Annotated in this window: 11 protein-coding genes; 5 read left to right on the top strand and 6 right to left on the bottom strand. The window is 59.1% G+C overall.

The features are described from left to right. Positions 1-36: 36 nt before the first annotated feature. Entirely contained in the window at positions 37-909 is an 873-nt protein-coding gene (locus ACZ5U1_RS16045) for a LysR family transcriptional regulator (RefSeq protein WP_464780137.1), read from the top strand. Between the two features lie 4 nt (positions 910-913). Here ACZ5U1_RS16045 and ACZ5U1_RS16040 read toward each other — a convergent pair whose 3' ends face one another. After that, entirely contained in the window at positions 914-1,846 is a 933-nt protein-coding gene (locus ACZ5U1_RS16040) for a ThuA domain-containing protein (RefSeq protein ID WP_464780136.1), read from the bottom strand. Between the two features lie 261 nt (positions 1,847-2,107). Here ACZ5U1_RS16040 and ACZ5U1_RS16035 point away from each other — a divergent pair, with 261 nt between their 5' ends. After that, a complete protein-coding gene (locus ACZ5U1_RS16035) occupies positions 2,108-2,395 on the top strand; it encodes a hypothetical protein (RefSeq protein WP_464780135.1) in 288 nt (95 codons plus the stop codon). Between the two features lie 86 nt (positions 2,396-2,481). Here ACZ5U1_RS16035 and ACZ5U1_RS16030 read toward each other — a convergent pair whose 3' ends face one another. The 4 genes from ACZ5U1_RS16030 to ACZ5U1_RS16015 form a co-directional block, all read right to left on the bottom strand. Further along, complete coding sequence (locus ACZ5U1_RS16030; RefSeq protein WP_464780134.1) at positions 2,482-3,174, bottom strand: TetR/AcrR family transcriptional regulator; 693 nt, start codon at positions 3,172-3,174, stop codon at positions 2,482-2,484. A 209-nt stretch (positions 3,175-3,383) separates the two neighbouring features. Then, the gene (locus ACZ5U1_RS16025) at positions 3,384-4,739 is read right to left on the bottom strand and encodes a hypothetical protein (protein ID WP_464780133.1); all 1,356 of its coding nucleotides are present in this window, start codon (positions 4,737-4,739) and stop codon (positions 3,384-3,386) included. Positions 4,740-4,763: 24 nt separating this feature from the next. Then, positions 4,764-5,171, bottom strand: coding sequence for a VOC family protein (locus tag ACZ5U1_RS16020; protein WP_464780132.1), 408 nt, complete (start codon positions 5,169-5,171; stop codon positions 4,764-4,766). A 39-nt stretch (positions 5,172-5,210) separates the two neighbouring features. Beyond that, the gene (locus ACZ5U1_RS16015; protein WP_464780131.1) at positions 5,211-7,193 is read right to left on the bottom strand and encodes a flavin-containing monooxygenase; all 1,983 of its coding nucleotides are present in this window, start codon (positions 7,191-7,193) and stop codon (positions 5,211-5,213) included. A gap of 121 nt (positions 7,194-7,314) precedes the next feature. On the opposite strand from ACZ5U1_RS16015, the gene ACZ5U1_RS16010 reads away from it, so the two are divergent. The 3 genes from ACZ5U1_RS16010 (at position 7,315) to ACZ5U1_RS16000 (ending at position 10,282) form a co-directional block, all read left to right on the top strand. Further along, positions 7,315-7,953: a TetR/AcrR family transcriptional regulator gene (locus ACZ5U1_RS16010; RefSeq protein ID WP_464780130.1), complete on the top strand. Its 639-nt coding sequence runs from the start codon at positions 7,315-7,317 to the stop codon at positions 7,951-7,953. Positions 7,954-8,036: 83 nt separating this feature from the next. Then, entirely contained in the window at positions 8,037-9,059 is a 1,023-nt protein-coding gene (locus tag ACZ5U1_RS16005; RefSeq protein WP_464780129.1) for a methyltransferase, read from the top strand. Between the two features lie 5 nt (positions 9,060-9,064). Then, positions 9,065-10,282, top strand: a complete 1,218-nt coding sequence (locus tag ACZ5U1_RS16000; protein WP_464780821.1) for a dicarboxylate/amino acid:cation symporter — start codon at positions 9,065-9,067, stop codon at positions 10,280-10,282. Positions 10,283-10,285: 3 nt separating this feature from the next. Here the strand turns inward: ACZ5U1_RS16000 and ACZ5U1_RS15995 are convergent, their stop codons facing one another. Further along, complete coding sequence (locus ACZ5U1_RS15995; protein ID WP_196227476.1) at positions 10,286-10,756, bottom strand: Lrp/AsnC family transcriptional regulator; 471 nt, start codon at positions 10,754-10,756, stop codon at positions 10,286-10,288. Positions 10,757-10,811: the final 55 nt, after the last annotated feature.

Here is a 10,811-nt window from a genome sequence, read left to right as displayed (position 1 = left end):
ATTGACCAGACACTAATGATATCATAGATGTGGTCTATGATTGAGCGCTATCTGATCCATTATTTCCTGTCAGTGGTGGATCACGGCAACTTCTCCCGCGCCGCGCAACAATGCGGCGTGTCGCAGCCCACCTTGTCCGTAGGCATCGCGAAGCTGGAAGCCCAGATCGGGCACGTCCTGTTCCATCGCACCAATCGCCGGGTGGAATTGACCCCGGCGGGCAGCCGGTTTGCCGCCCATGCCCGCCGGATCGAAGCGGAATTCGCCCGCGCCCAACAGGCGATGGCGGAAAATGACAGCAGCAAGCTCATCCGCCTGGGTATAATATCGACATTGCCGTCCCACTGGATCGAACAAGCCACTCGACAAGCCTGTGAGGCAGAAGGCGAAAGGCTGGAAATGGTCGAAGGCCGCATGCGCGAGTTGCTGCCGCGCCTCGAACGTGGCCGAATCGATGCCATCATTGGCGTGCTGGACAATGATGTGCGCGCCCGCGAAACCCTGTTCGAGGAAGGCTACGCGCTCGCCCTGTCGGACAGGCATCCACTGGCCGGTCGAAAAAAGCTGGATGCCGATGAGGTCGCAGGCATGGACATGATCGTTCGCCGCAATTGCGAAGCGCTTGCCGCAGTCAGCCGCTTCTTCACACAGCGCGGCGTCCGCCCCTTCTTCACCGCCCGCACGGTTGGTGACGACCGCGCGATCGCCTTCCTCCGCGCCGGGCTGGGTATCACCGTCATGCCCCGTTGTTTCCTGCAACCCGGCATAGCGATGCCCACGCTTTCCGGCTTCGATCAACGTCGCAAGATCGGGATATTGATCGACCCGGCAAGCAGTGCGCGGGTTGAAGCAAGCGAAACCCTGCGCCGTTTTTCTTCCGAACTGCGGCGGCTACACGCCGCCGCCTGACCCATTATTTCGAAAGCGCGCCACCAGCACAGCCCGGCCCTTCCAGCCCAGCCGCCCAGGCGATAGCCCCGCCGATCATCTTGCGATGCAGCGGTTCGCCATAGGTGGACGCGGCATGACCAAGCGCGGAGTAGAATGCGCGCCCGTCGCCCACGCAATGAGTCCACACCATCGGATGGTCGGCGCCCATGCGGATGTCCTTGGGCTTGGTGAAAGGAAGCAGCTTTTCAAACGGACTGTAGCTTTTCTCGTCGATGGTGACGAGGATGTGGTAGCCCTTGTCGCGGGGGTTTGACGCGAAGGAATACCATTCGTCCGTCCGCCGCCAGACCTTGGGCAAATCGCGCGTCGCGGGATGATCGCGATCCTCGACATTCAGGTTCGCCGCCTGAAATTGCGGGTCCATGATATGCCCGATGAACTGCGCGCCGATCAGATCATCGACATACCAGCGCCACGCATATTGCGGATCGCCACCTGCGCCATGCAAACCAACAAAGCCGCCGCCCCTTTCCAGCCATGCGCGAAAGGCGCTGCGCTGCTCCGGAGTCAGCACGTCGCCGCTGACGCTGTTCCACACCACCGCCTTGAACCGGGCGAGCTGCGCCGGATTGAATATGGCGGCATTTTCCGTCGTGTAGCTGCTCCAGCCACGCGCCCGGGCAATCTCCTCCAGCGCGCGATTTGCGGCGACGATCTGCTCATCATCGCGAAAGCCGTTCGTCTTCGAAAAGATGAGGATAGCATTGCCGGAAAGCTTGGCGGGTAGCTGCGGCGGGGTCTTGTCATAGCTCGCGCCAATGCCCAAGACGAGGCGGCCTGCATTGCCCGGCCCCACCGCCATCGTGAACATGACCGCCAGCGCAATCACCGCCAGGACGATGAACGCCACCAGCCATTTGAGGACGCGCATCGCCACGCTCTTGCCCCTCGCCATCAACTTCTCTCCCGCCTTTTAAATATCACCGTCCCGGCTTCTTGAAACACGATCTGACCAATCAGCCGCGCCGCTGCGAGTCAGGCCGACATATATCCGTGCCACCCGCTCGAATTTTGGGTAAGATATATTTCCATCCATCCCTGCGGCGTGGTTGTTCAGCAGCGAGCAAGGCATAGCCGTATATTCGTGGCGAAGTAAACATATGCGTTGCATTTTTACAAAGGTGCATTACCCCCAATTGGCTTACAAACGGAGAGTATGATGAAGAATTGGATGATCGCCGCCGCCTTGATTGCCATGTCGCCTATGCCTGCCTTGGCGCAGACGGCCTATTCCTCCTCTACGACGGAAATCGGCACTTTGCTGGATGATCCCGCAGCAAAGGCTGTTCTGGCAAAGCATATTCCCGAAATTACGACCAGCGATCAGATCGACATGGCACGCGCGATGACCCTCAAGGATATCCAGCAATATTCGCCTGATGCGATCACGGACAAGCTTCTCGCCGACATTGACACAGACCTGGCGAAGCTCCCAAAGAAATAAGACGGAAAATGCTACTGGCCGGGGTTATCAGTCCCGGCCAGTTTATTAGCATCCAGTCCTGAACCGCTTCCGCTTTGGGTGGACGATTACCAGCTGTCCCGCCCACGTAACAGGACATCGACGGCATCGTCAGCGAAACTCGCTGCTTCTTCCAGGCTCAAGACCCGTATCGTTTCCTCTGTCCGGCGCCATCCCTGGATCATGCTCAGCAATTGCCGGGCGACGCGCTGTGGATTTGCGGCCGGAACTGGGTCATTCTTCGTTCCCTCGGTAATTTCGTCGGTCAGGAACTGAAGTTCGTAACAATATCCGATCTTGTAGAAGGTTTCGGCGATTTCGGGAAACCGCGAAGCTGTTGTCAGGATCAGCCGATCGAACTGCTGAATTTCTGGATTTCCCAATGACGCCATCGCAGTCCGGGCATGACGTTTCAGTCGCTCGGGAAATTCCTGGGGAAGATCGACATTATTGGCGCTTGCTTCATTCGACCATCTCTGCACACGGTCTTCCACAACCGCTTTCATGAGCGCTTCCTTGGTCGAATGGCGCGCATATAGGGTTCTTTTGGAAACCCCTGCCCCTTGGGCGACCGCTTCCATAGCGGTCGCCTCATATCCGACCGACAGGAACAGATCTCGCGCCGCGCTCAAGATCGCCTCATCGATCTGGCCCGCCTTTTTCTTAGGCGGTCGGCCGGTTCGGCGATTGGGCGTCAGCCGATCGGCGGCCTTTGCCTCACCGGAATCCGCCTTTTCTGTCGTTTCTCCCGTAAGCGGCATGTTACACCCAAAGCTTAAACTCTATGCCCCTTATGTCCTTTCGAACCATCATCACAAGTAAACTCTACACGCTGCACCGGGATCAACGCCCGGCGCAGCCGACGCCGATCGCCATAGCGTCTTGTCCCATCGGTCGATCGGCATCCTCCATGCGCGCCCAGATACAGCAACTCAGGCTCGGGCCTCCAGACAGATCAAGGTCGATGCCGTCAGCGACCTTGACCGGATGAAGTCTTCGCGGATTGGAGCGGCGCAACGATCTGACGGCATGCATCTCCAGGAGTGATGTCTTCGCACCATTCGCGCAGAATATTGTCGACCCAGATTATCGCGGGCAAAAGTCCACTATCCCTCAATGCCTGATCCGAACGGTTCTGCATTGACGCCCAGAAATCTGCCGGAATCTGATCAAGTACACCGGCGATTATATCCAGGATCATGCAGATCGCCGAGGAATAGAGCGACGCTTTATATTGCAGGCGTAGCTCGACGGAATCCAACAGGACTCCGGACTTCTCCTCCAGTTCAGCCGTGAAGGTGCGGAGAACCAGATCGACCAGTTCCCGATATCTTTCCGGCTCCGGCATCATCATCATGCCGCTCAACGCCTGCGCGATGCTCATTTGGCCCGCGCCTCCCCAATCGAGCAACCCGACCTTGAGCTCTCCCGATGGTTCGCGCCAATACCAGGCGTTATCCACGTTCAGATTTGGATGGCAAAGGCCAGTATAATCGCGGTCCTCGTGCAGGTAAGCAATAACCGCGTCCTTATGCTCCAGCCCGAACAGCACATCCTCTCGCCAACGCGCCATGAAGTCTGGATCGGACACCTCATCTATGAATAGATGTGGCGCGGTACGTGTGACGAATTTCTCGAGCGTTGCGATCTTGGCGGTGGCATCCGGTATCGGATCGAAGTCGCGCGCGGCTTCTCCAAAGGGAAATATTCTCTCGATGTCCGACCCAAGCGCGCCGCGTTTTTGCGCCGCCACCAAATGTGCCAACGATCGTGCGAGCAGTACATAATGATCCTCGACATTGCTGATCTCGTGATCATATCCTTTGCGGTGAGCCGGCTCGATCGGCGCCACGCCGAAGGCGATACGCTCTGTAATCAGGATATAATTGGTCGTGCTACCAGAATAGTCACCGAAATAATATTTCGCCGTCGTGACCGGAAGATCAACTTCACGCGCAAGGCGCTGCATGTCGATCTCGCCGCTACCCAGGCGGATCAGGCCAAATTTATGATCGGCATCCGCCGGTGGGAACTTGGCGAACAGTTCGGTGTGCAATCCTTCTTCGTCCCGCGCATAGGCTACGGTAAGAAGCGCCCGTTCGGACGCTCCCGGAACACTGATCGGATTCAGCGCGACTATTGCCGTGACTTCATTGTCGGCGGACATGACCCCCGAAGCCCGGAAGGCCTCTGTCAGAAACGCCGCACCAAATTCCGCCAGCATTTCTGGAGAGATGGGGAATGCAAGACCATAATGATCGCCCGGCGCAACCGTCCGGTGCAATTGGTCGAACAGCTTGCGATCAGGCAGCGATCTACGGTGCATCAGCATATTTCCCTGCATAACCACTCAGCCGTGCCGCTGACTGATCTGAAGGAGATGCCCTTCAAGATCCTTCACAAAAGCGTGACGCCCCACGTCGGGAATCGATCGATCTTCCAACACGGTTCCGCCAGCCTTCTCGATGCGCTGCAGGCAAGCGTCGAAATCTCCGCTCGCAAAGCCGATGATCGATTCATTGCGAGCAGGTTGCGTGTCGTCGGGAAAGCTCGCCAGAATGAACAGCGGGCCGCCCTTGTAAGTCGGCTGATAAACGATCTCCACAACCGCCCGACCAGCGATATTCGCTTCCATTCGGTTCATTTCGACTAGACCGAACACAGATTTATAGAAGGCGTCAGACTTTTCTATGTCGTGAACGATCAACTTCGTGAACATGAAGTCGATATCTTGCTCCGCACCGAAAGGAAGTTCCATTACATCTCTCCTTGTTTGATTGTCCGCCGCTGCCCCTGATCAGATGGTCAGCATTTCCATTTCGGGCGGTGCGGTCTTGACGGCATCGTCGGCGCGGGTGACGTTGAAGTCTTCTTCGCGGGGCGAGCGCAGGACATGCCAGATGCGCGAGTTGTGGCGCGGGATGGCGAGGATGACCTTCTTCTGCCCGTCGGCGCCCTTGTCGCGATAATAGCCATGGGCGCTGCCGCACTGCACCCAGGCGGTCTTGGCCAGGTTCGCATCGACATCGTCGATGAACGCCTGCGTCGCCTCTGGCGACACATCGAAGGACGACAGATGATCGTCCACCATCCATTGCAGCAGTTCGATGATATAATGGACCTGCTGCTCGCTCACCACCGCATGGTTGGCGACCAGATAGCTGTAAGGCGCGCCCATGAAGACGAAGTTGGGGAAGCCGGTGATCAGCATGCCTTCATAGGAGAAGGGATGCGGGTCGAACGCGTCCGTCAAAGTTTCGCCGCCGGCGCCGCGAATGTCGAACTGCCGCCCGAAATGCAGATTATAGCCGGTCGACAGCAGCAGCACGTCGCATTCGATCCGCGTGCCATCGGCCAGGATCACCGCGTCCTGCTCGGCCTCGGCCAATTCGCCGCGCACGATCGACACATTGGGCTTTTTGAGCGTGTCGTAAAAACCGCAATCCAGGATCGGCCGCTTGGCGAACACCGGGAAGTTGGGTGTCAGCAATTCCACCATTTCCGGATCGTCCGGGAAATGACTCTTCAGATAGCCTTCGCACATCATGCGCATGCCGTCGTTGATCGGGCCAAAGCCGCCCGTCTTCGCGGCATAGTCCTCATCCTTCATGATCATGCCATGCATGTCGCGCATCTGGCTGTGCAGGCTTTGCAGCCGCTTCCACTGCGCGACGAAGGGCACATATTCCATCGCCCAGCGCTCGATTTCGGCCACCGGCGCATGCGCCTGCGGATTGGGGATGATATGTTCCGGCTGGCGCTGCACGATCACCAGTTCGCCAACCTTGTCGGCAATGGCCGTCGCCACCTGCACGCCTGAACAGCCCGTGCCGACCAGGACGACCTTCTTGCCCGTCAGATCGACATTATGGTCCCAGGCGGCCGAATGAATGACCGGTCCCTTGAAGCTGTCGAGATTCTTCACCTTGGGATAATTGGGATTGTTGTTGGGTCCCACCGCCATGATGAGGACGTTGCACTCATGGCTTTCCGGCTTGCCGTTGCGGACCGCCTTCACCGTCCAGATCTTACGCTTCTCATCCCATTCCGCACCCTCGACCCAGGTGCCGAACCGGATCCGGTCGCGAAGGCCATATTTGTCGGTGACGCGATCCAGATAGGACAGGAATTCCGGGCCACGCGGGTAGAATTGTGTCCAGGAAGCATTGGGCTCGAAGGAGAAGGAATAGACGCGGCTCGGCGTATCAACCGCCGCGCCCGGATAGGTGTTGGTCAGCCAGTTGCCGCCCACCGTGTCCAGCGCCTCCAGCACGGTGAAGTCAAAACCGGCCTGCTGCAATTTGATGGCCGCGTTGATGCCCATCATGCCCGCGCCCACGACCAGCACCTTGAAATCGGCGGGCGGGACATCGGCCGCCTTGCGAATGCGCGTGTCGGTGGTGAACCCGGCATGCTGGAACGCGACATCCACCGACATTTCGGGAAGGTCCTGGCCCAGCAGCAAGCGGCTCATCCGCTTGAACATCGGCCGGTCCAGCTGTGGCATGACCGGAGGCTTCCCGGACTTTACCGCCACGCGCAGGCGATCGCGGATCTCGGCGACCACGGCCGGATCGATGGACGGCCGTTCTTCATGCGCATGGATATCGACGAACGTCTCCACCAGATCTTCCTGGCGGCCGTCGATCGCATCCCAATAGTGGTTCAGCAGCGTCCGATTGCCGGTCATCTGGATCAACGCCATCAGCGCCATGGTGGGGTCCAGCACATCGATCGCGGCATCGACCCTGGCATTCATGTCCAGCACCCGTTCGTGCATCCTGTTTCTCCTCTTATGTGCCCGCTTTCGGACTCGATGAGAATGAATTACACATTAGTGTGTAATTGGTCAATGACAACTCTGCTTGCCATTGTCCTTCCGCTGCGCGACGAGGCAAAAGATGAATGAAACGAGCACCAAGAGGCGAGCGGGCCGCCCGACGGCGGAGGCGGCCGAACAGAAGCGCATGAACCTGATTCTCATCGCGGTGGAGGAATTTGCCCGTGCGGGCTTTCACGCGGCATCCTTGCGCGACATCGCGGAAAAGGCGCAGGTGTCGAGCCGCACCCTCTACAATCATTTCCCCGACAAGCTGGCGCTTTTTGCCGCCTGCCTTGAATATTCCGGCGCACAACTTCAGCCGGACGTCCCCGACTTAAAGGGCGACCTACACACGCGCCTTGTCACCTACGCGACGGAAATGCAGTGCCAGCTTTCCTCGACCCGTAGCATGCGCATTTCCCGGCTAATCTACCGGGAAGGCGGAGAGTTCGACGAACTGCGAAAGCTCGCTCGTCACCAGTTTGAAAGGTATCAGGTCAGTCCGGTTGCGGCGATGTTGGAGAAAGAAGGCGCCTCCGCCGCAGAAAGCCGCAGCTTCGCCATGCAATTCGTCGCCATGGCCTTTGGCGAATGGCAACGCCGCTTATTGTTCGGCGAGCCTCCGCTTACTCTCAGCGAAATGGCCGCGCATGCACAGTTGGTCACGGGACTGTTCCTGAACGGCATCCGTTCGAACCTGAGAAAAATGGACAGCTGACCTTCCCACCCCTCAGAGAAATGCGATAACGGGACCCGACACGCCACTCACCGCGTTTTGCCCTCATGATGGGAGAAGCGTGCATGGAGCACATGGAGTTGGGGGCACCGGCGGCGTTCGAGCCATCGGAAGAAGATAGCGTGGACGGGGACATCGCGGCTGGCGACGGCCGGGCCGCTGCTCTGCTTGATCTGCTACACGTCCTGAAGAACCGTGGATATAGTTTCGTCACGCCCACGCCCGCCACGCATGCACGGGTTGTCGAACGAGCGTCGCGTCGGCCCGCCCATGACCTGCGGGATATTTTCGGCTGGTCGCTACCGTTCGATCCGAAGCTTCTGGACGCGGAACTTGCTCGCATCCTGACAAAGGCCAACGCACTGGAAAGATGTGACGACGGCGTGAAAAGCCGCTTCCGCGTGTCGTCGCTTGGGAACGACCTATTCCTTCACTCCGCTTATCCGACTGATTGTCAGGAAGCGGTATTCTTTGGGCCTGACAGCTATCGTTTCGCGCGATTGATCAGCGATGAATTGTCTCGATGCCCACAGCAGAAAGGCGCGCGGCTTGTCGATATCGGCACGGGCGCTGGGGTAGGCGGGATCGTGGCCGGTCATCTTTGCCCTGCTGTCGATATTTTGATGACCGACATCAATCCCCTCGCGCTTTATCTCGCCCGCATCAACGCGCAGGCCGCCGGTATCACGGCCCGCTTCCGCCAGACCGGCGATCTGTCCGCGACACATGGGACGTTCGACCTCCTGCTCGCGAACCCTCCTTATATCATGGACGCCGCAGGCCGCGCCTATCGTGACGGCGGGGGCATGCACGGTGCTGAAGTATCGCTGATGATGGCACAGCAGGCCCTTCCCCGGCTGACCGCTGACGGGCGCTTCATTCTTTACACCGGTAGCGCGATCGTCGATGGCCGCGACCAGCTGAAGGAGCGATTGGCCGATCTTGCGGCGGCGCGGAACTGCGCACTGCGCTACACCGAAATCGACCCGGATGTGTTTGGCGAAGAATTGGAAAATCAGGCCTATTCCGATGTCGACCGCATCGCGCTCATAGCCGCGATCATCCAACGAAAGGACAGCGCAGCTTGATCGCGGTGAAGGGTCGGCCGTTGCACCTTCTTGCCGGTCTTCTCATCGGCCTGATTGCAGGCATCGCCACCAGCGGGCGGCCACAGGAGTTGGTCGGTAAAATCCTGCTGCCGATCGGCAGTCTGTGGCTCGATGCCCTAACCATGACGGTGGTTCCGCTGATCTTCGGCCTGCTCGTCACCGGCATCGCCTCCGCCTCCCGCAATGCCGCTGCTGGCAGCATCGCGACCCGCGTCCTCATCCTCTTCGCCCTGATGCTGGCAGCGGCCTCCATAACAGCGGCATTATTGGCAGAAGGGCTGTTGCGGCTCTGGCCCGTCACCCCAGGATTGGCGGAGGCCGGAGGCACCTCCCCTCCCCCTCTTTCACAAAGCGAATGGTTTCGCGGAATCATTCCTGTAAATCCTCTGAAAGCCGCCGCCGAAACTGCCATGGTCCCGCTCGTCACATTCGCAATATTCTTCGGCTTCGCCATCTCCCGCATCAGCACGGACCTGGCCGATCCACTGCTTGGACTACTGCGCGGACTGGTCGAAACCATGCTGATCATCGTGGGTTGGGTGCTGGCAGTTGCACCTGTCGGCGTAGCCGCCTTGGCATTCGGCGCGGGCGCGAAGCTGGGCGTCGGCGTGGTCGGCGCCTTTGCCCAATATGTAGCGGTTGTCATAGCCTGCTGCCTTGCCGCCACGCTGCTCGCCTATATCTGGGCAGCTTTGGCAGGTGGTCGCTCCCCGTTGCGCTTTGGGCGATCGGCCTTAGCCGCTCAGGCGGTAGCACTGGGCACCCAATCATCACTCGCGACCTTACCGGTGATGGTGGATGCGGCCCGCAAGCTGAATGTTCCCGAAGAAACAGCTGCCATTGTACTGCCGATGGCGGTTTCGCTGTTCCGCGCGGCCAGCGTAGCCGCAAACGTCGCCGTCGCTATTTATCTCGGGCATGTACACGGCGTTCTTCCGGGGGCCGCAACCCTCGCGCTGATCGCACTCGTCGCCGTTCCCATCAGCCTTGGCGCAGTAGGTCTTCCGGCCCAAATATCCTTTTTCGCGACGATCGCCCCTGTCTGCATCGCTGCGGGCATTCCCGTCACAGCGCTGCCGTTGCTCCTCGCGATCGAGGCGATCCCGGACCTGTTTCGCACGGTGGGCAACGTAACCAACGATCTCGCCGCCGCCTGCGCCATCAGGCCCAAGCCGTCGCTCTCAGCAGGGCAGACCCCGTGAAAGTCAGGTCGGCCCCAAGGGCACCACATTGAATTCATATTTCACGATATCCACCGCGATACCGGAATCGATATGGGCAACACCCTCGATGCCGGAAATATGATCGTAGAGGAATTGCTGAACCTCGGAAAAATCGTGCAGCGCCACCATCAGTTCCAGGTCATACCCGCCGTTCATGGCGTTGACGCTAAGCACCTCGGGGAATTTCGCCAGATCGCGGCCCACATCCTGAATGCCGCGCCCCTGCACCCTGACGCCCACGGCCAGGATGACATTATATCCCCTGGCGGCGAAGTCGGTCACGGCGACCACCCGCATGGCGCGCGCATCTTCCATCTTCTGCAACCGTGCCGAAACGGTCGCGGCGGTCACCGATAGCTGCTGCGCAATATCCTGATTGGTCGCTCGTCCGTTAGTCCGCAAGATTTCGATGATATTATTGTCCAGCGCGTCCAATGAGGGCGGCGCTGTCATCCGCCCATTCCTTATCTGCATGCCGCCATGACTCCCGTCGATCCACGGAGGTATA

It is taken from the genome of Sphingobium sp. TomTYG72 (assembly GCF_055394715.1).
Note: the sequence above shows the minus strand (reverse complement) of the source record. Positions and strands in the feature narration are given on the sequence as shown.

Bases quoted from the DNA above. Each gene is read 5' to 3' on its own strand.
- ACZ5U1_RS16010 (WP_464780130.1), top strand. From the start codon at position 7,315: ATGAATGAAACGAGCACCAAGAGGCGAGCGGGCCGCCCGACGGCGGAG.
- ACZ5U1_RS16015 (WP_464780131.1), bottom strand. From the start codon at position 7,193: ATGCACGAACGGGTGCTGGACATGAATGCCAGGGTCGATGCCGCGATC.
- ACZ5U1_RS16035 (WP_464780135.1), top strand. From the start codon at position 2,108: ATGATGAAGAATTGGATGATCGCCGCCGCCTTGATTGCCATGTCGCCT.
- ACZ5U1_RS16005 (WP_464780129.1), top strand. From the start codon at position 8,037: ATGGAGCACATGGAGTTGGGGGCACCGGCGGCGTTCGAGCCATCGGAA.
- ACZ5U1_RS15995 (WP_196227476.1), bottom strand. From the start codon at position 10,756: ATGACAGCGCCGCCCTCATTGGACGCGCTGGACAATAATATCATCGAA.
- ACZ5U1_RS16045 (WP_464780137.1), top strand. From the start codon at position 37: ATGATTGAGCGCTATCTGATCCATTATTTCCTGTCAGTGGTGGATCAC.
- ACZ5U1_RS16030 (WP_464780134.1), bottom strand. From the start codon at position 3,174: ATGCCGCTTACGGGAGAAACGACAGAAAAGGCGGATTCCGGTGAGGCA.
- ACZ5U1_RS16025 (WP_464780133.1), bottom strand. From the start codon at position 4,739: ATGCACCGTAGATCGCTGCCTGATCGCAAGCTGTTCGACCAATTGCAC.
- ACZ5U1_RS16040 (WP_464780136.1), bottom strand. From the start codon at position 1,846: ATGGCGAGGGGCAAGAGCGTGGCGATGCGCGTCCTCAAATGGCTGGTG.
- ACZ5U1_RS16020 (WP_464780132.1), bottom strand. From the start codon at position 5,171: ATGGAACTTCCTTTCGGTGCGGAGCAAGATATCGACTTCATGTTCACG.